The 20,171-nt window shown below is 63.7% G+C and carries 15 protein-coding genes; 7 read left to right on the top strand and 8 right to left on the bottom strand.

Annotation, left to right across the window (positions count from 1 at the left end):
* Positions 1 to 305 precede the first annotated feature (305 nt).
* Positions 306 to 1,175, bottom strand: coding sequence for an isocitrate lyase/PEP mutase family protein (locus AC5O5R_RS22175; RefSeq protein WP_172226641.1), 870 nt, complete (start codon positions 1,173 to 1,175; stop codon positions 306 to 308).
* A 376-nt stretch (positions 1,176 to 1,551) separates the two neighbouring features.
* Here AC5O5R_RS22175 and AC5O5R_RS22180 point away from each other — a divergent pair, with 376 nt between their 5' ends.
* A complete protein-coding gene (locus tag AC5O5R_RS22180; protein WP_494514753.1) occupies positions 1,552 to 3,003 on the top strand; it encodes an MDR family MFS transporter in 1,452 nt (483 codons plus the stop codon).
* 74 nt (positions 3,004 to 3,077) lie between these two features.
* Here the strand turns inward: AC5O5R_RS22180 and ttgR are convergent, their stop codons facing one another.
* Complete coding sequence (gene ttgR, locus AC5O5R_RS22185; protein ID WP_172226635.1) at positions 3,078 to 3,710, bottom strand: efflux transport transcriptional regulator TtgR; 633 nt, start codon at positions 3,708 to 3,710, stop codon at positions 3,078 to 3,080.
* Positions 3,711 to 3,966: 256 nt separating this feature from the next.
* Here ttgR and ttgA point away from each other — a divergent pair, with 256 nt between their 5' ends.
* The 6 genes from ttgA (at position 3,967) to AC5O5R_RS22215 (ending at position 12,999) form a co-directional block, all read left to right on the top strand.
* Entirely contained in the window at positions 3,967 to 5,121 is a 1,155-nt protein-coding gene (gene ttgA / locus AC5O5R_RS22190; RefSeq protein ID WP_172226632.1) for a toluene efflux RND transporter periplasmic adaptor subunit TtgA, read from the top strand.
* A 3-nt stretch (positions 5,122 to 5,124) separates the two neighbouring features.
* Entirely contained in the window at positions 5,125 to 8,277 is a 3,153-nt protein-coding gene (gene ttgB, locus AC5O5R_RS22195) for a multidrug efflux RND transporter permease subunit TtgB (RefSeq protein WP_172226629.1), read from the top strand.
* Positions 8,274 to 9,728 carry an AdeC/AdeK/OprM family multidrug efflux complex outer membrane factor gene (locus tag AC5O5R_RS22200; protein ID WP_172226626.1) on the top strand — a complete coding sequence of 485 codons (1,455 nt, stop codon included), beginning with the start codon at positions 8,274 to 8,276 and terminating at the stop codon, positions 9,726 to 9,728. The genes ttgB and AC5O5R_RS22200 overlap by 4 nt, the downstream gene beginning before the upstream one ends.
* A gap of 408 nt (positions 9,729 to 10,136) precedes the next feature.
* Positions 10,137 to 11,342, top strand: a complete 1,206-nt coding sequence (locus AC5O5R_RS22205; RefSeq protein WP_372242860.1) for an OprD family porin — start codon at positions 10,137 to 10,139, stop codon at positions 11,340 to 11,342.
* A 146-nt stretch (positions 11,343 to 11,488) separates the two neighbouring features.
* Positions 11,489 to 12,412: a LysR family transcriptional regulator gene (locus AC5O5R_RS22210; RefSeq protein ID WP_494511626.1), complete on the top strand. Its 924-nt coding sequence runs from the start codon at positions 11,489 to 11,491 to the stop codon at positions 12,410 to 12,412.
* A 74-nt stretch (positions 12,413 to 12,486) separates the two neighbouring features.
* The gene (locus AC5O5R_RS22215; protein ID WP_172285661.1) at positions 12,487 to 12,999 is read left to right on the top strand and encodes an Mpo1 family 2-hydroxy fatty acid dioxygenase; all 513 of its coding nucleotides are present in this window, start codon (positions 12,487 to 12,489) and stop codon (positions 12,997 to 12,999) included.
* Positions 13,000 to 13,187: 188 nt separating this feature from the next.
* Here AC5O5R_RS22215 and pcaC read toward each other — a convergent pair whose 3' ends face one another.
* The 6 genes from pcaC to pcaK all read right to left on the bottom strand — a co-directional run bounded on the left by pcaC (position 13,188) and on the right by pcaK (position 20,080).
* On the bottom strand, positions 13,188 to 13,580 hold the full coding sequence (pcaC, locus tag AC5O5R_RS22220; RefSeq protein ID WP_172232362.1) for a 4-carboxymuconolactone decarboxylase: 393 nt from the start codon (positions 13,578 to 13,580) through the stop codon (positions 13,188 to 13,190).
* Positions 13,581 to 13,590: 10 nt separating this feature from the next.
* Positions 13,591 to 14,382 carry a 3-oxoadipate enol-lactonase gene (pcaD, locus tag AC5O5R_RS22225; protein WP_172232359.1) on the bottom strand — a complete coding sequence of 264 codons (792 nt, stop codon included), beginning with the start codon at positions 14,380 to 14,382 and terminating at the stop codon, positions 13,591 to 13,593.
* Positions 14,383 to 14,393: 11 nt separating this feature from the next.
* The gene (locus tag AC5O5R_RS22230) at positions 14,394 to 15,746 is read right to left on the bottom strand and encodes a 3-carboxy-cis,cis-muconate cycloisomerase (protein WP_494514754.1); all 1,353 of its coding nucleotides are present in this window, start codon (positions 15,744 to 15,746) and stop codon (positions 14,394 to 14,396) included.
* A gap of 9 nt (positions 15,747 to 15,755) precedes the next feature.
* Positions 15,756 to 17,045, bottom strand: a complete 1,290-nt coding sequence (locus AC5O5R_RS22235) for an MFS family transporter (RefSeq protein ID WP_172227507.1) — start codon at positions 17,043 to 17,045, stop codon at positions 15,756 to 15,758.
* 200 nt (positions 17,046 to 17,245) lie between these two features.
* Positions 17,246 to 18,451 carry a 3-oxoadipyl-CoA thiolase gene (gene pcaF, locus AC5O5R_RS22240; protein WP_172227513.1) on the bottom strand — a complete coding sequence of 402 codons (1,206 nt, stop codon included), beginning with the start codon at positions 18,449 to 18,451 and terminating at the stop codon, positions 17,246 to 17,248.
* Positions 18,452 to 18,733: 282 nt separating this feature from the next.
* A complete protein-coding gene (gene pcaK / locus AC5O5R_RS22245; protein WP_172227505.1) occupies positions 18,734 to 20,080 on the bottom strand; it encodes a 4-hydroxybenzoate transporter PcaK in 1,347 nt (448 codons plus the stop codon).
* Positions 20,081 to 20,171: the final 91 nt, after the last annotated feature.

The raw sequence follows: 20,171 nt of genomic DNA on the forward strand, positions 1-20,171 counted from the left end.
CTGCGATGGCGTACCTGTGGGAGCTGGCTTGCCGGCGATGAGGCCGGTGCATGTCAACGCATAGACTATGCTTCTTGGTATCACCTATCGCTGTAACAGGAGGTGAGCACCATGGGCATCAAATCAAGAAGAGTCGCTGTGGTCATGGCCCTGACTGCAGTCGCAGGGCTCTACGGCTCAGCCTGCTGGCGCGCCGAGCTGCTGCGCAGCCAGCCCAGCGCCGCCGCCAGTTGCGAGCAGGCACATTGCGTGCCTCACAGCGCAACCTTGAGCGCCGTCCGTTGAGTTGACGGCGCCCCGGCCGGTCACTCCTCGACGCTCATGTATTCCTTGGCCCAGCGGATGTAGTCCTCAGGCTGGGTGTAGGTGTGCGAGAGCTCGGTAGCGCTCAGGCTTTCCGATTTGTTCTGCTGGCCGCGCTGCAGCCGCAGGCAGTCATACGTGGCCTTGATCGCGGCAAAGTAGGCGGCATGGCCATCTACCACGATGCGCACGCCAAGGCGTGCCAGGCGTTCGTCGTCGCGCAGGTTCGGGTTCGCATAGGTGACCAGCATCAGCGGCACGGTGAGGTGCTCGGCGATCTTTTCCAGCTGCTCGAAGTCCTTCACACCCACCATACAGATGCCATCGGCGCCGGCCTTCTGGTAGCTCTGGGTGCGCACGATGATTTCTTCGGTGCTGAGCACGCCAGCGTTGGTGCGGGCAATGATCGACAGCGAGGAATCGACCCGCGCCTCCAGCGCCGCACGGATCTTGCCCACGCCTTCCTCGACCGGGATCAGGTCGGTCGACTTGCGGCCGAACTGGGCAGGCAGCAGGGTGTCCTCGATGGTCAGCGCAGCCACACCGGCGCGCTCCAGTTCGGTGACCGTGCGCATCACGTTCAGCGCGTTGCCATAGCCATGGTCGGCGTCAGCCAGCACCGGCAGCTGCGCTACCCGGCCGATACGAGTGGCCTGTTCGACGAACTCGCTGAGGGTGATCAGGGCGAAGTCCGGCGCGGCCAGCACCTGCAACGACGCGACGGAACCGCCAAGGATGCCGACCTCGAAGCCCAGGTCTGCGGCAATGCGTGCCGACATCGGGTCGAATACCGATGCGGTGTGGAAACAGGAACCTGAAGCGAGCAGCTCGCGGAAGGCAAAACGCAGATCTTGATGGGAAGCCTTGGGCATGATCACTCCGCAATGTAAGTTGAAATTTGAACGGTAACTACCGACCCCTGTAATCGGGTCTACCTGGCCTGTTCCAACCGACGCGTTCCGGGCGGTCATGCTCGACATGCAGGCAGAGGAATAAAAGGTGTGGGAGACAACGGGCGGAAAACCTGCGGCATACTGTTGCACCAAGCTGGTGCAGGCCCCGGATTTCAGCCGCTGTGGCATACCAACGATATCACGCGGCCATGCAGCACTGGATGAATGCGCCAATGCCGATCTTGCATAGGGGATGCAGATAGTACATAGGAAGCTACCTAACTCAGGTTACAATTCGTGGGTTCTTCGCCGGCAAGCCCGTGAAGAAGCAGCCAAACACAGACAAGGTAAACCCGTGACCGCCGCCCTGCCGCCCACCTCCCTGCGCAACGTGCTCACCGCCCTGATGCTGGCGATCTTCCTCGGCGCGCTCGACCAGACCATCGTCGCCGTCTCGCTGCCGGCGATCTCGGCCCAGTTCAACGATGTCGGTCTGCTGGCCTGGGTCATCTCCGGCTACATGGTGGCGATGACCGTAGCCGTGCCGATCTACGGCAAGCTCGGTGACCTGTACGGTCGCCGGCGGATGATCCTCACCGGCATCAGCCTGTTCACGGTGGCCTCGATTGCCTGCGCCCTGGCCCAGGACATGCCGCAACTGGTGCTGGCCCGGGTGCTGCAGGGCATTGGCGCAGGCGGTATGGTTTCGGTGAGCCAGGCAATCATCGGCGACTTCGTGCCGCCGCGCGAACGCGGCCGCTACCAGGGTTACTTCAGCAGCATGTATACAGTGGCCAGCGTCGCCGGGCCGGTGCTGGGCGGCTGGCTCACCGAGTACCTGTCGTGGCGCTGGGTGTTCTGGATCAACCTGCCGCTGGGGCTGGTGGCCTTGTGGGCAATCCGCCGGGCCCTGGGCGGCCTGCCGGTGCAGCGCCGCCAGGCCCGGGTGGACTACGTGGGCGCCGTGCTGCTGATCCTTGGCCTGGGCAGTTTGCTGTTGGGCATCACCCTGGTCGGCCAGGGCCATAGCTGGGCCAATCCGGCCGTACTGGCGCTGTTCGCTTGCGCCGTGCTCGGCCTGGCGCTGTTCACCGTCCATGAACGCCGCTGCCCAGAGCCACTGCTGCCGCTCGGCCTGTTCGGCAACCGGGTGGCAGTGCTGTGCTGGGGGGTGATCTTTTTCGCCAGTTTCCAGTCGATTTCCCTGACCATGCTGATGCCCTTGCGCTACCAGGGCATCACCGGCGCCGGCGCCGACAGCGCCGCCCTGCATTTGCTGCCGCTGGCCATGGGGCTGCCCATGGGCGCCTTCACCGGCGGGCGCATGACCAGCCGAACCGGGCGCTACAAGCCGCAGATCCTTGCCGGGGCGCTGCTGATGCCGCTGGCCATCTTCGCCATGGCGCTGACACCGCCGCAGTCGGCGCTGCTCAGCGCACTGTTCATGTTACTGACCGGGATTGCCTGCGGGCTGCAGTTCCCGACCTCGCTGGTGGGTACGCAAAGTGCGGTGGACAGCAGGGATATTGGCGTCGCCACCAGCACCACCAACCTGTTCCGCTCGCTCGGTGGTGCCATGGGTGTGGCGTGCATGTCCAGCCTGCTGCTGACGCTGCTGCACCAGGGCGGCTTCGAACTGCTGGGCAACCCATTGCTTGGCAGCTTGAAGGCTGGCGAGGTGGACCTGGCAACGCAGGGGCGGCTACTGGAGACGTTCCGGCAGCTGCTGATGGCCAGTGCTGCCGTGGCTGCACTGGGGCTGGTTGCAGCGATTGCCTTGCCAGACCGGCAGTTACGCGGCCATTAGGGGCGCCCGCGTCGCGCATTTAATCCTCTGTTAATACGTGGGGGAAACACTCCCTCACAATCCTTAACAAAGTGTCATTTGCGCAGAGCCGGGCTCAAGCGCAGCATATCCAGCCCGGTGTCGACCCATTTTTCGACATCACCCAACAGATCGAAACTGTCAGGCAGCAGCAGCCAGCGCCCGATCAGGCCATCCACATACGCGAAGATGGCCACCGCCGAGCGCTCGACATCCAGCTCGCCCGGCAGCTGCCCCCGGCGCACGGCATTGGCCAACGCCAGGGCAACGCCCTTATGGCAATCCAGCACCGCACCTTGCCGTTGCTGGCGAATTTCACACATGTCATCGGTGAACTCGCACTTGTGATGCAGGATTTCATTGATACGCCGGGTCCGGGCATCGAGCACCAGCTCGTTGAACACCTGCAGCAGCAATTTGCGCATGCAGCCAAGCGGGTCGACTTCGTCCTCGCTTTCGCTCGCCCGCGCCAGGTGGTCATGGGTCTCGTGCAGGCTGTCGAGCAATGCCTGCACCAGCTCGGCCTTGTTGTTGAAGTGCCAGTAGATCGCGCCCCGGGTCACACCCGCCAGTTCGGCGATGTCGGCCAGGGTGGTGCGCGCAACCCCGCGCTTGTAGAAAGCCCTTTCCGCCGCCTCGATGATCTGGGCGCGGGTTTCCTGGGCTTCCTCTTTGGTTCGACGGACCATGGCAGTACAACCTCATCTGGCCCGAACGCGCGGCGCGCACGGGAGAACGCTTCGCGGGCACCTCTGCAGGGGGCCTCACGGATAAGCTAATCAGGGCTGTGGCAGTACCCGAGTACCACCCAGCGGTATTTACAAACAACCATGAATGTAAGTATATTCCTTAGCAAGCTATTTATCCACCGGATAGCAATTTTTCCAGATCAGACTCTTCCATTACTCTTGAGCGTCTCCCTGCTCTAGCGATCCGAGGATCCTCATGCAATTCAAGCCAGCCGTTACCGCTCTGGTTTCCGCCGTCGCCCTGGCAACCCTGCTCAGTGGCTGCAAGAAAGAAGAAGCAGCGCCAGCGGCGCAGGCTCCTCAGGTCGGCGTCGTGACCATCCAGCCGCAAGCCTTCACCCTGACCTCGGAACTGCCGGGGCGTACCAGTGCCTACCGCGTCGCCGAAGTGCGCCCGCAGGTCAACGGCATCATCCTCAAGCGCCTGTTCAAGGAAGGCAGCGACGTCAAGGAAGGTCAGCAGCTGTACCAGATCGACCCTGCCGTGTACGAAGCCACGCTGGGCAATGCCCAGGCCAACCTGCAGGCCACCCGCTCCCTGGCCGAGCGCTACAAGCAGCTGATCGACGAGCAGGCGGTGTCCAAGCAGGAATACGACGACGCCAATGCCAAACGATTGCAGGCCGAGGCTTCGCTCAAGAGCGCCCAGATCGACCTGCGCTATACCAAGGTGCTGGCACCGATCAGCGGCCGTATCGGCCGTTCTTCGTTCACCGAGGGTGCACTGGTGAACAACGGCCAGACCAACGCCATGGCCACCATCCAGCAGCTCGACCCGATGTACGTCGACGTCACCCAGTCCACCGCCGAGCTGCTCAAGCTGCGCCGTGACCTGGAAAGCGGCCAGCTGCAGAAGGCCGGCGACAACGCCGCCTCGGTGCAACTGGTGCTGGAAGACGGCAGCCTGTTCAAGCAGCAAGGTCGCCTGGAATTCTCCGAAGTGGCGGTCGACGAGACCACCGGTTCGGTCACCCTGCGCGCCATCTTCCCCAACCCCGACCACACCCTGCTGCCTGGCATGTTCGTGCATGCGCGGCTCAAGGCCGGGGTCAACGCCAACGCCATCCTGGCCCCGCAACAGGGCGTGACCCGCGACCTGAAAGGCGCGCCGACCGCGCTGGTGGTCAACCAGGAAAACAAGGTCGAACTGCGCCAGCTCAAGGCCAACCGTACCCTGGGCAGCGACTGGCTGATCGAGGAAGGCCTGAACCCGGGCGATCGCCTGATCACCGAAGGCCTGCAGTACGTGCGCCCTGGCGTCGAGGTCAAGGTCAGCGAAGCCACCAACGTCCAGAAGCCGGCCAGCCCCGACCAGGCCAACACGGCGAAAGCAGACGCCAAAGCGGAGTAAACCATGTCGAAGTTCTTTATCGATCGCCCGATCTTCGCCTGGGTGATCGCCTTGGTGATCATGCTGGTCGGGGCCTTGTCGATCCTGAAGCTGCCGATCAACCAGTACCCCAGCATCGCGCCGCCGGCCATCGCCATCGCCGTGACCTACCCGGGCGCCTCGGCGCAAACCGTGCAGGACACCGTGGTACAGGTGATCGAGCAGCAGCTCAACGGTATCGACAACCTGCGCTATGTGTCGTCGGAAAGTAACTCCGATGGCAGCATGACCATTACCGCCACGTTCGAACAAGGTACCAACGCCGACACCGCGCAGGTGCAGGTGCAGAACAAGCTCAACCTGGCCACCCCGCTGCTGCCGCAAGAAGTGCAGCAGCAAGGTATCCGCGTCACCAAGGCTGTGAAGAACTTCCTGCTGGTGATCGGCCTGGTGTCCGAAGACGGCAGCATGACCAAGGACGACCTGGCCAACTACATCGTCTCCAACATGCAGGACCCGATCTCGCGTACCGCAGGTGTGGGTGACTTCCAGGTGTTCGGTGCCCAGTACGCCATGCGTATCTGGCTTGATCCGGCCAAGCTGAACAAATTCCAGCTGACCCCGGTCGACGTCAAGACCGCGGTCGCCGCGCAGAACGTGCAGGTGTCCTCCGGTCAGCTCGGCGGCCTGCCGGCCATGCCGGGTACCCAGCTGAACGCGACCATCATCGGCAAGACCCGCCTGCAGACCGCCGAGCAGTTCGAAAAGATCCTGCTCAAGGTCAACAGCGATGGCTCGCAAGTACGCCTGGGCGATGTCGCCGAGGTGGGCCTGGGTGGTGAAAACTACGCGGTCAGCGCCCAGTTCAACGGCAAGCCGGCTTCGGGCCTTGCGGTAAAACTGGCCACCGGCGCCAACGCCCTGGACACTGCCAAGGCACTGCGCAAGACCATCAGCGACCTGGAGCCGTTCTTCCCGCCAGGGGTCAAGGCGGTGTTCCCGTATGACACCACCCCGGTGGTCACCGAATCGATCAGCGGCGTGATCCACACCCTGATCGAAGCGGTGGTGCTGGTGTTCCTGGTGATGTACCTGTTCCTGCAGAACTTCCGCGCCACCATCATCACCACCATGACCGTACCGGTGGTGTTGCTGGGTACCTTCGGCATCCTGGCCGCTGCGGGCTTCAGCATCAACACCCTGACCATGTTCGCCATGGTATTGGCCATCGGCTTGCTGGTGGATGACGCCATCGTCGTGGTGGAAAACGTCGAGCGGGTGATGTCCGAGGAAGGGCTGCCGCCCAAGGAGGCCACCAAACGTTCGATGGAGCAGATCCAGGGCGCCCTGGTGGGTATCGCCCTGGTGCTGTCGGCGGTACTGCTGCCGATGGCGTTCTTCGGCGGTTCCACCGGTGTGATCTACCGGCAGTTCTCCATCACCATCGTCTCGGCCATGGGCCTGTCGGTGCTGGTTGCGCTTATCTTCACCCCCGCGCTGTGCGCCACCATGCTGACGCCGCTGAAAAAGGGCGAGCACCATGTGGCCAAAGGCGGGTTCTTTGGCTGGTTCAACCGCAACTTCGACCGCAGCGTTACCGGCTACGAGCGCAGCGTGGGCACCATCCTGCGCAACAAGGTGCCGTTCCTGCTGGCCTATGCACTGATCGTTGTAGGCATGATCTGGCTGTTCGCCCGCATCCCTACCGCGTTCCTGCCGGAAGAAGACCAGGGCGTACTGTTCGCACAGGTCCAGACCCCGGCCGGTTCCAGTGCCGAGCGCACCCAGGTGGTGGTCGACCAGATGCGTGAGTACCTGTTGAAGGACGAGGCCGATACCGTGTCGTCGGTGTTCACCGTCAACGGCTTCAACTTCGCCGGCCGTGGCCAGAGCTCGGGCATGGCGTTCATCATGCTCAAGCCGTGGGGCGAGCGTTCGGCCGAGAACAGCGTGTTCAACCTGTCGACCCGCGCCCAGCAACACTTCTTCGGCTTCCGCGACGCCATGGTGTTCGCTTTCGCCCCGCCGGCAGTACTCGAACTGGGTAACGCCACCGGCTTTGACGTGTTCCTGCAGGACCGCGCCGGCGTCGGCCATGCCAAGCTGATGGAAGCCCGCAACCAGTTCCTGGCCAAGGCTGCGCAGAGCAAGGTCCTGATGGCGGTGCGCCCCAACGGCCTGAACGATGAGCCGCAATACCAGCTGACCATCGACGACGAACGTGCCAGCGCCTTGGGCGTGACCATCGCCGACATCAACAACACCCTGTCGATCGCGCTCGGTGCCAGCTACGTCAACGACTTCATCGACCGTGGCCGGGTCAAGAAGGTGTACATCCAGGGCGAACCGAATGCGCGGATGAGCCCGGAAGACCTGCAGAAGTGGTACGTGCGCAACGGCAAGGGCGAAATGGTGCCGTTCTCCTCGTTCGCCAAGGGCGAGTGGACCTACGGCTCGCCGAAGCTGTCGCGCTACAACGGCGTCGAGGCGGTCGAAGTGCTGGGTGCTCCGGCTCCGGGCTACAGTACGGGTGAAGCCATGGCCGAGGTAGAACGCATCGTCGGCGAACTGCCAACCGGCATCGGCTACTCCTGGACTGGTATGTCCTACGAGGAAAAACTCTCCGGTTCGCAGATGCCGGCGCTGTTCGCCCTGTCGATCCTGTTCGTGTTCCTCTGCCTGGCAGCGCTGTACGAAAGCTGGTCGATCCCGATCGCGGTCGTGCTGGTGGTGCCGTTGGGTATCATCGGTGCGCTGATCGCCACCAGCCTGCGCGGGCTGTCCAACGACGTGTACTTCCTGGTCGGCCTGTTGACCACCATCGGCCTGGCGGCGAAAAACGCCATTCTGATCGTCGAGTTCGCCAAGGAGCTGCACGAGCAAGGTCGCAGCCTGTATGACGCCACCATCGAGGCGTGCCGCATGCGTCTGCGCCCGATCATCATGACCTCGCTGGCGTTCATCCTCGGCGTGGTACCGTTGACTATCGCCAGTGGCGCCGGTGCCGGCAGCCAGCATGCCATCGGTACGGGCGTGATCGGCGGCATGATCAGTGCGACGGTGTTGGCAATCTTCTGGGTACCGCTATTCTTCGTCGCTGTGTCGTCGCTGTTCGGCAGCAAAAAGCCGGAAAAAGACGCCACCCCTGAAACTCCACGTTATGAGGCTGGGCAATGACCAAGTCTTTGTTGTCCCTGGCGGTAACCGCTTTCATTCTCGGCGGCTGCTCGCTGATCCCTGACTACCAGACCCCGGAATCGCCGGCGGCTGCGCAGTGGCCGCAAGGCCCTGCGTACTCGCCGACGCAGTCGGCGGACGTCGCCGCTGCCGAACAGGGCTGGCGGCAGTTCTTCCACGACCCGGCACTGCAGCAGCTGATCCAGACCTCGCTGGTGAACAACCGCGACCTGCGCGTCGCGGCCTTGAACATCGACGCCTACCGCGCGCAGTACCGTATCCAGCGTGCCGACCTGTTCCCGGCGGTTTCGGCCACCGGCAGCGGCAGCCGCCAGCGCGTGCCGGGGAACATGTCGCAAACCGGTGAATCGGGCATCACCAGCCAGTACTCGGCCACCTTGGGCGTCAGCGCCTATGAGCTGGACCTGTTCGGCCGGGTGCGCAGCCTGTCCGAGCAAGCCCTGGAAACCTACCTGTCCAGTGAGCAGGCCCGTCGCTCCACGCAGATTGCCCTGGTGGCCAGCGTGGCCAACGCCTACTACACCTGGCAGGCCGACCAGGCGCTGTTCAAGCTGACCGAAGAAACGCTGAAGACTTACCAGGAAAGCTACAACCTGACCCGTCGCAGCAACGAAGTGGGCGTAGCGTCGGCGCTGGACCTCAGCCAGGCACGCACCGCCGTCGAAGGCGCCCGGGTCAAGTACTCGCAGTACCAGCGCCTTGTCGCCCAGGACGTCAACAGCCTGACCGTGCTGCTGGGTACCGGCATTCCTGCCAACCTGGCCAAGCCGCTGGAGCTCAACGCCGACCAGCTGGCCAAGGTCCCGGCCGGCCTGCCGTCGGACATTCTCCAGCGTCGCCCGGACATCCAGGAAGCCGAGCACCTGCTGAAGGCTGCCAACGCCAACATCGGCGCCGCCCGCGCAGCGTTCTTCCCGAGCATCAGCCTGACGGCCAACGCCGGCAGCCTGAGCCCGGACATGGGTCACCTGTTCAGCGGTGGTCAAGGCACCTGGCTGTTCCAGCCGCAGATCAACCTGCCGATCTTCAACGCCGGCAGCCTGAAGGCCAGTCTGGAATACTCGAAGATCCAGAAGGACATCAACGTCGCCAAGTACGAAAAAACCATCCAGACCGCCTTCCAGGAAGTCTCCGATGGCCTGGCGGCGCGCAAGACCTTCGAAGAGCAGCTGCAGGCCCAGCGCGATCTGGTGCAAGCCAACCAGGACTACTACCGTCTGGCCGAACGCCGCTACCGCATCGGGATCGACAGCAACCTGACTTTCCTCGATGCCCAGCGCAACCTGTTCAGCGCCCAGCAGGCCCTGATCGGCGACCGCCTTTCGCAGCTGACCAGCGAGGTCAACCTGTACAAGGCGTTGGGCGGTGGCTGGTATGAGCAGACCGGGCAGGCCAACCAGCAGGCATCGGTGGAAGTACCGAAGAGCTGATAGGCCTTGGTTTAGCAGAAAGCCCACCCTTGATGGTGGGCTTTTTGTTTTGTGTTGCCTGCACTGGCCCTATCGCCGGCAAGCCAGCTCCCACAAGGACCACGTAGAACCTGATGAATGTGGGGGCCCTGTGGGAGCTGGCTTGCCGGCGATAGGGCCAGTAAAGACAAACTATTAACCACCTGGAACATTCCGTTCGATTATCGCCCCGTTCCGTTTGCGGCGAATTGCCTCACCCCCGCCCTACCCCGCACCATCCCCTCACGCAACGTTGCCCAGGTTCATCAATAAAGCCCCGCCCCTGCAGGCCGCATCCTGCAGCGCACCGGCTCACCCATAAAAACAAGAGATCCACGACAGATGAGCATTTCGCAACCCGCACGCCAGCTGCTGCCCGGCCTGTTGGCCATGTCCTGCGCGTTCCCGCTGTGCGCCGCCGAAGGCGGTTTCATGGAGGATGCCAAGGCCACTCTCAACCTGCGCAACTTCTACATCAACCGCAACTTCGTCGACCCGGCCAACGCCCAAGGCAAGGCCGAGGAGTGGACCCAGAGCTTCATCCTCGACGCCCGCTCCGGCTTCACCCAGGGTACTGTCGGTTTCGGCGTGGACGTTCTGGGCCTGTATTCGGTCAAGCTCGATGGCGGCAGAGGCACCACCAACACTCACCTGCTGCCGGTGCATGACGATGGGCGGCCGGCCGACGACTTCGGCCGCCTGGGCGTGGCGCTAAAAGCCAAGCTCTCGGAAACCGAGCTGAAAGTGGGCGAATGGATGCCGGTACTGCCGATCCTGCGCTCGGACGATGGCCGTTCGCTGCCGCAGACCTTCCGCGGCGGCCAGCTGACCTCGAAGGAAATCGCCGGCCTGACCCTGTACGCCGGCCAGTTCCGCGGCAACAGCCCGCGCAACGACGCGAGCATGGAGGACATGTCGCTAAACGGCCGGGCGGCGTTCACCTCCGACCGCTTCAACTTCGGGGGCGGCGAGTACACCTTCAATGACAAACGCACCATGGTCGGCCTGTGGAATGCCCAGCTCAAGGACATCTACCGCCAGCAGTACCTCAACCTGGTACACAGCCAGCCCCTGGGTGACTGGACCCTGGGCGCCAACCTGGGCTACTTCATCGGCAAGGAAGACGGCGCCGAACGCGCCGGCAAGCTGGACAACCGCACCGCCTCGGCGATGCTCTCGGCACGCTACCAGGGCCACACGTTCTATGTCGGCCTGCAGAAGGTCAGCGGCGACGACGCCTGGATGCGGGTCAACGGCACCAGCGGCGGCACCCTGGCCAACGACAGCTACAACTCCAGCTTCGACAACGCCAAGGAGCGTTCCTGGCAAGTACGCCATGACTTCAACTTTGCCACCGTCGGCGTGCCGGGCCTGACCTTGATGAACCGCTACATCAAGGGTGACAACGTTACCGCCGGCGCTGTGGACGATGGCAAGGAATGGGCGCGGGAGACCGAGCTGGCCTATGTGGTGCAGTCGGGCAGCTTCAAGGACCTGTCGGTGAAGTGGCGCAACTCCACCATGCGCCGGGACTTCAGCACCAATGCGTTCGATGAGAACCGCCTGATTGTGAGCTACCCGCTGAATCTGCTTTGAAGCTGATGGCCTTTGGCGGGCTTGCCCGCGAAAGGCCAATCGCCCAATAAATAACCAATGGATATAACCAAATCAGTAAACCGTCTTTGACGGAATATAAAGTAATCGCTTGAATAGGCCCCTGATCCCCGCCCCAGAGCCGTGACATGGACCTCCGCCAGCTGCGCTACTTCATCGCCCTCACCGACTACCGCAGTTTCGTCCGTGCCGCCGAGGCCATGGGCATCACCCAACCGGCCTTCAGCCGCGCCATCCAGAACCTTGAACACAGCTTCGGCTGCCCGCTGGTCGACCGCGCCAGCAAAGCCCTGCCGCCCACGCCCGAAGGCCTGGTGGTACTGCAGCATGCCCGTCGCCTGGTACAAGGCGCGGCGCAACTGAGCAACGACGTGCTGCAAATGACCAAGCTCGATGCCGGCGAACTGCACTTCGGCAGCGGCCCGGCGCTGGCCGTGCGCCTGGTGCCCGAGGCTTTGCGCCACTTCATCGAGCGCCACCCGGGCATCCGCACCGCGCTGCTGGTGGACAATGCCGAACGCCTTGGCCAGGCCCTGCGCCGTGAACAGATCGAGTTTTTCGTCGACGATATCCGCCTCTTCGAAGCCGACCCCAACTTCCACACCGAGCCGCTGTCACCCCGCCCGGGCCTGTTCTTCTGCCGCCCGGGGCACCCGTTGCTGAGCAAGGACAGCCTGTCGACCAACGACCTTTTTCGCTACCCGCTGGCCAGCGCCCTGCTCGCCCCGGGGGTTCGCAAGCGCCTGGCCAACCTGAGCGGGCGCAGCGACTTCGCCCCGCACTTGCAGACCGAACACCTGGCCATCCTGCGCAGTGTGGTGCAAGCCAGCGACGCCATTGGCACGGCCAGCGAGGAAGCGGTCGCCGAAGACCTCGCCAGCGGTAAGCTGGTGCGCCTGCACTGGCGCAACCTGCCACCGGCGCTGGAGGTGCTGAGCGTGCGCTGTGGGGTGGTCAGCCGCAGCGGCTACCGGCTGTCGCCGGCGGCACGGGCAATGATCGAGACCCTGGTGGGGCTGGATGCGCCAATGCAGGCTGCCGCCATTCGCTGAGCTGATGATGGTGGTGGCTGCGGGCTATCCTGATCACTATCAGGCAACGCAAAGCCGAAGCGGGAGGCACAACAATGAAAACCCTCGTCGACCACCTGAGCCAATACGCCAGTTACCACCGCGACCCACGTAACATCGCCACCCATTTCATCGGCATCCCGATGATCGTGCTGGCGGTCACCATCCTGCTATCGCGCCCAGGCTGGGCGGTTGGCGGCATGTGGCTATCCCCTGCGTTGCTGGCAGCTGCAGCGTCGGTGTGGTTCTACCTGCGCCTGGACCTGCGTTTCGGCTTGGTGATGGGCTTGTTGCTGGGCTTGTGCCTGTGGCTCGGCCAGGTGCTGGCCGTGCAGGCGACGGCGCTGTGGCTAAGCGCCGGGGTGGGGGCGTTCGTGGTGGGCTGGATCATCCAGTTCGTCGGCCATTACTACGAAGGCCGCAAACCGGCCTTTGTCGACGATGTCAGCGGCTTGATCATCGGGCCGCTGTTCGTGGTCGCCGAAGCGGCGTTCATGCTGGGCTTGTGCCCGACCCTGAAGCAGGCCGTGGAAAGCAGCGCAGGGCCGGTGGGCGTGCGCTCTCTGTAAATGCATACGCGGTCACTGTGGGAACAACTGTCTTGCGCAAAATTTAAAAAGCGTGCGTGATCCCTGTGGGAGCGGCGGTGCGGCGATCCGATTTACCCGCGAAGAGGCCGGACCTGCCGGCCACTATCCTTGGGCATTCACCGTTGTCGCCTCCACCGCATTCGCGGGTGAACCCGCTCCCACACCGATCAGCTACGTGACTCTACGCCCAGCTCATCCCATACCGACTCGGCCATGTGGAAGGTGGCATTGGCCGCCGGAATGCCGCAGTAGATCGCGCTCTGCATCAGCACTTCCTTGATCTCGTCGCGGGTGACGCCGTTGTTGGCCGCCGCGCGCAGGTGCAGCTTCAGCTCATCGTTGCGGTTCATGCCGATCAGCATGGCGATGGTGATCAGGCTGCGGGTATGCCGTGGCAGGCCCGGGCGGGTCCAGATATCACCCCAGGCGTGGCGGGTGATCATTTCCTGGAACTCGCCGTTGAAGTCGTTGAGCTTTTCCAGGCTGCGGTCGACGTGGGCATCGCCCAGCACCGCACGGCGCACTTGCATGCCCGCTTCGTAACGTTGTTTCTCGTCCATGGCGGTGCCCTCAGTGAGCCAGCAGGAAGTCAAGGACGCGGCGGCTGAACGCCTCGCCGATCTCGACGTTGGACAAGTGCGCTGCCGGGAAGTCGACATACTCCGCACCGTTGATACCGGCCTGCATGAAGCGGCCATGCTCGGGGGTGGTAACCACGTCTTCGGTGCCGGCAACGATCAGCGCCGGCACCTGGATGCGGCCTAGTTGCTCGCGGTAATCGGCATCGCGCACTGCCGCGCAGTTGCCGGCGTAGCCTTGCGGGCTGGTTTGCGCCAGCATCTGGCAGATGCGCTGGGCCTGCTCGGGCTGGGCCTGGGCAAAGCCCGGGGTGAACCAGCGGGCGATCGAGGCATCGCGCAGCTCGACCATGGCCTGCTGGCCGCCCTTGAGCACGGTGTCGATACGGGTATTCCACACCTCGTCATTGCCGATTTTGGCGGCGGTGTTGCACAGGGTCAGGCTGTGCAGGCGCTCGCCAGCATTGATCCCCAGCCACTGGCCGATCAGGCCGCCCATCGACAGGCCGACAAAGTGCGCCTTGGCGATGTCCAGGCCATCGAGCAAGGCCAGCACGTCGCGGCCCAGCTGTTCGATGCTGTAGGCCCCTTCTGTGACCAGCGAGGCGCCATGACCACGGGTGTCGTAGCGCAGCACCCGGAAGTGCTGGCTCCACAGCGGAATTTGGGTGTCCCACATACCCAGGTCAGTGCCGAGCGAGTTGGACAGGACCAGCACCGGGGCGTTCTCCGGGCCATCAATCTGGTAGTTCAAAACGCCATCGGCCAGTTGCAAGTGCGCCACAGCGGTCTCCTTCAGGCAATAAAACGTTGATGTTCGGATACGGCGCGCGCCACCCAGACGCGGGCCTGGCCCAGGTAATGGGCGGGGTCGAGCAAGCGATCGAGTTCTTCAGCGGACAGCTCGGCACTGACCTGCGGTTCGTCACCCAGTACGGCACGCAGGTGGCGCTGCTCGGCGACCGCGCGCTGGCAGCACTGCTCCAGCAGGTGATGGGCGCGGTCGCGGCCCAGGCGCTGGGCGAGGACAATGCTTACCGCTTCAGCCAGCACCAGGCCCTGTGTCAGGTCGAGGTTACGGCGCATGCGCGCGGCATCCACTTCCATGCCCTCGGCAATCAACTGGGCCTGGCGCAGGGCACCAGACACCAGGCAGCAGATCTCCGGCAGGGTTTCCCATTCGGCATGCCACAGGCCAAGGCTGCGCTCGTGCTCCTGAGGCATGGCACTGAACAGCGTCGAGACCAGGCCGGGTACGCGGGTGGCGGCACCGATCAGCACCGCGGCACCGACCGGGTTGCGCTTGTGCGGCATGGTCGAGGAGCCGCCCTTGCCGGGCGCGGAAGGCTCGAACATCTCCCCCGCTTCGGTTTGCATCAGCAGGCTGACATCGCGGCCGAACTTGCCCAGGCTGCCGGCCACCAGGCCAAGCACCGAGGCAAACTCCACCAGGCGGTCGCGCTGGGTGTGCCAGGGCTGCTCGGGCAAGCTGAGCTTGAGCTGCTCGGCCAGCGCCTCGGCCACCGGCATCGCCTTGCTGCCCAACGCCGCCAGGCTGCCCGAGGCACCGCCAAACTGCAGCACCAGCAGGCGCGGGCGCAGCTCCTGCAAACGCTGGCGGTGGCGGGTCACGGCGCCCAGCACACCGGCCAGTTTCATGCCCAGGGTCACCGGGGTGGCGTGTTGCAGCCAGGTGCGCCCTACCATCGGCGTATCGGCATGCATCAGGGCCTGTTGTGACAGGGTCTCGGCCAGTCTGCCAAGGTCGCTTTCGATCAGCTCCAGGGCATCGCGCAACTGCAGGACCAGGCCGGTGTCCATCGCGTCCTGGCTGGTGGCCCCCAGGTGCACATAGCGCTCGGCCTCGGGTACACCGCTGGCGATCACCTTGCCCAACGCTTTCACCAGCGGGATCGCCGAATTGCCCGCAGTGGCAATGGCATTGGCCAGCGCGCCAACCTCATAACGCTCGGCGTCGCACGCCGCTTCGATGGCCGCCACCGCGCTGTGCGGGACCAGCCCGGCAGCGGCTTCGGCCCGTGCCAGCGCCGCTTCGAAATCGAGCATGCCCTGCAGGCGGCCGCGGTCGGAAAACACCTCGCGCATGGCAGGCGCCGTGAAGTAGGCGTCGAACAGTTGGTTGCTCATGCAACTTCCTTAATCATCATGGTGCAGGTACGCCGCCTGCTTGGGCAGGCGCAGGCTGAACAGGAACGCGATCGCCATCATCGCCGTCACGTACCAGTAGAAGGTGTTTTCCATACCCAGGGTCTTCAGGCCCAGGGCCACGTATTCGGCTGAACCGCCAAATATCGCGTTGGCAACCGCGTAAGCCAGGCCGACGCCCAGCGCACGCACCTGCGGCGGGAACATCTCGGCCTTCACCAGGCCGCTGATCGAGGTGTAGAAACTGACGATACACAGCGCCAGGGTGACCAGCACGAAGGCCATGAACGGGCTGCTTACAGTCTTCAGCGCCATCAGCAACGGCACCGTGAACAGCGTACCCAGCGCACCGAACAGCAGCATCGAGTTACGTCGGCCGATACGGTCGGAGAGCATACCGAAGAACGGCTGCATGACCATGTACAGGAACAACGCACCGGTCATCACGAAACTGGCGCTCTTCGCCGACATGCCCGCGGTATTCACCAGGTACTTCTGCATGTAGGTGGTGAAGGTGTAGAAGATCAGCGAGCCGCCGGCGGTATAGCCCAGCACGGTGATGAAGGCTGCCGTGTGGTGACGGAACAGGCCCTTGATAGACCCTGCGTCCTTGTCCTGGCGGGTTTCGGCGCTGCTGGTCTCGTGCAGCGAGCGGCGCAGCATCAGTGAGATCAGCGCGGCGATGGCACCGACCACGAACGGAATACGCCAGCCCCAGGCGCGCAGTTCGTCTTCGGTCAGCAGCTGTTGCAGGATCACCACCACCAGCACCGCCAGCAACTGGCCGCCGATCAGGGTGACGTACTGGAAAGAGGCAAAGAAGCCACGTTGCCCGCGCAGGGCGACCTCGCTCATGTAGGTGGCCGTGGTGCCGTACTCACCGCCCACTGACAGGCCCTGGATCAGGCGGGCCAGCAACAGCAGCGCCGGGGCCCAGGCACCGATGCTGGCATAGGTGGGCAGGCAGGCGATCATCAGCGAGCCGAAGCACATCATCAGCACCGAGATCATCAGGGAATTCTTGCGACCATGGCGGTCAGCCAGGCGACCGAAGATCCAGCCACCGATGGGGCGCATCAGGAAGCCGGCCGCAAACACACCTGCCGTGTTCAACAGCTGCACGGTGGGGTCGTCGGAGGGGAAGAACGCCGGGGCGAAGTAGATCGCGCAGAAGGCATAGACGTAGAAGTCGAACCATTCCACCAGGTTGCCTGAAGAGGCACCGACGATAGCGAAGATGCGCTTGCTGCGTTCTTCGCCGGTGTAATAGGTTGAGGTCATGACGGTTTTACTCCAGGAGGGTTCCAGATAAGTCTAGACATACCTGGTAACACACTCGTTCCGCTATCGGGCTGGCAATTGGCCTTGAGTCGAATGTACCGGCCCCTTCGCGGGTAAACCCGCCGCCACAGGTCAACATTGTGCAGTGGGCAACGCTTTTCCTGTGGGAGCGGGTTTACCCGCGAAGAGGCCGGTACAGTTCAAACCCGTTCGATGGCCAGCGCCAAACCTTGGCCGACGCCCACACACATGGTCGCCAGGCCCTTGCGCCCACCGCTCTTTTCCAGCTGGTGAAGCGCCGTCAGTACCAGGCGCGCACCGCTCATACCCAGCGGGTGGCCCAGGGCGATGGCGCCGCCGTTGGGGTTCACCTGCGGCGCATCGTCGGCCACACCCAGCTCACGCAGCACCGCCAGGCCTTGGCTGGCGAAGGCTTCGTTGAGCTCGATCACATCGAAATCACTCACTGCCACGCCCAGCCGCTCGGTCAGCTTGCGTACCGCCGGCACGGGGCCGATGCCCATCACCCGCGGTGCGACACCGCCACTGGCCATGCCCAGCACTCGGGCACGTGGGGTCAGGCCATGTTTCTTCACCGCGTCGGCCGAAGCCAGGATCATTGCCGCCGCACCGTCGTTCACGCCCGAGGCGTTGCCGGCGGTGACGGTCTTGTCCGGGCCGTTGACCGGCTTGAGCCTGGTCAGGGCCTCAAGCGTGGTTTCGGGACGCAGGTGCTCGTCGCGCTCGACGATGGTTTCGCCCTTCTTGTGCACGATCCGCACTGGGACGATTTCTTCGGCAAAGAAGCCAGCGGCCTGGGCGGCGGCGGCCTTCTGCTGGCTGCGCAGGGCGAAAGCGTCCTGGTCAGCACGCGAAACCTGGTAATCATCGGCCACGTTGTCGGCGGTTTCCGGCATGGAGTCCACACCGTACTGGCTTTTCATCAGCGGGTTGATGAAGCGCCAGCCGATGGTGGTGTCTTCGAGTTTCATGTTGCGCGAGTAGCCGCTTTCGGCCTTGCCCATGACGAACGGAGCCCGCGACATCGATTCGACGCCGCCGGCAATCACCAGCTCCATTTCGCCGCTGGCGATGGCACGGAAGGCAGTGCCGATGGCATCCATGCCCGACGCGCACAGGCGGTTCAGGGTAACGCCCGGGATGCTCTCTGGCAGGCCGGCCAGCAGCAGCGCCATGCGTGCCACGTTGCGGTTGTCTTCACCGGCCTGGTTGGCGCAGCCGAAGAACACTTCGTCAACCTGGTCCCACTGTACGCCAGGGTTGCGCTCGATCAGCGCCTTCAGCGGCACCGCCGCCAGGTCGTCGGCGCGCACACCGGCCAAGGCGCCACCGAAGCGGCCGATGGGGGTACGGATGGCATCACAGATGAATACATCGTGCATCAGGCTTCTCCTGCCAGTCGGCCGTGGGCCGCGGCGGTATGGGTTAGGGGGTGTCTGCAGAGTGTCGGCCAAGCCGGGCATTTGCGGACATCTGGAGGCTCCTGGTCAGGGTGCTTCGATGCGCTCAGATTAAGGAGGGTGGCGGGTAGCTTACAATCCGATAATCGACTATTTGGGCGGTTATCGAACAATTTGTTGTCCTGCTATTTATTTCCATTTGCAGCTGCTGCGCAACCCATCGCGACGCAAGGCCGCTCCGACAGGGGCCGGAGCGGCCTCAAAGCTTCAGGTTGCGTCAGCGTGGCTCACCAGCCCCTTCACGATCACACCTACCGCAGCAAGCCCGGCGGGTACCAGCAGCGCCGTCAGCACCTGTTCGAAATTCCAGCCCAGGCCCAACAGCGTCGCGCCACTCCAGGCCCCGAGAATTGCACCAAAGCGGCCGATGCCGAGCATCCACGATACACCCGTGGCACGGCCCTGGGTCGGGTAGAAGCGTGCCGCCAGCGAAGGCATCGCCGACTGCGCACCGTTCACGCACATCCCGGCAATCAGCACCAAGGTCGCCAATAGCGTGATGTTGCCCAGGCTTTGCCCAACGGCGTAGGCAAATACACCCGCAAGCAGGTAGAAAATGCCGATCACTTTGTGCGGATTGAAGCGGTCCATGGCCCAGCCCACGCCGACGGCACTGAGGACACCACCAAACTGGAACAACGCACCGATGAACGCGGCCTGCTCCATGCTTGCGCCGCTGTCGCGCATCAAGGTTGGTAGCCAGCTGGTCAGCAGGTAGACGATCACCAGGCCCATGAAATAGGTCAGCCACAGCAATACGGTCCCCAGGCCGTAGGTACCGGAGAAGATCACCGCAAACACGTTGCGCGCGGCCACGGCCTTCTGTTCCGGCACGCTGAAGCTGCCGGCCTCGGCCACCACCTGCGGTGCGATTGGCGCCAGGGTCTTGCGTATCTTGTCTGTGCCTCGGTTGCGTACCACCAGAAAGCGCGCCGACTCTGGCAGCCAGACCATCAGCACCAGCGCCAGCAGCAACGGCAGTACCCCGCCGATGACCAGCAGGCTGTGCCAGCCGTAGGCGGGGATCATCTTGGCCGATATGAAGCCACCACCGGCCATGCCCAGGTTGAAGCCGCAGAACATGCTGGTCACCAGCAGCGACTTGAGGCGTTCAGGGGTGTATTCAGACAGCAGCGTGGTGGCATTGGGCATGCCGGCGCCAAGGCCCAGGCCAGTCAGAAAACGCAGCACCAGCAGTTGATCGACGTTGCTGGCATAGGCCGAGGCCAGGCTGAAACCGCCGAACACCAGTACCGCGCCCACCAGCACGCCCTTGCGGCCAAAACGGTCGGCCAGCGGCCCGGAACCCAAGGCACCGAACACCATGCCGATCAATGCGGCGCTCATGACCGGGCCGAGGCTGGCCCGGTCGATCCCCCACTCCTGCGACAGGGCCGGGGCGATGAAGCCCATGGCGGCGGTGTCCAGGCCATCGAGAAAGACGATCAGGAAGCACAGCAACACGACCCGCCACTGGTAGCGGGACAAAGGCTGCTGATTGATAAACGACTGGACGTCGAGGCTTTTGCCGACGTTGCTTTGCGCGTGGTTCATTGTTGTTATCCAGAATGAAGGGCACAGCCAGGCCACTGCACGCGGGTAGCCGGCACAGAAAGCGATGAATAGGTAATGTGGCCTGCGTCAG

This window comes from Pseudomonas sp. 8_5_2, assembly GCF_059295255.1.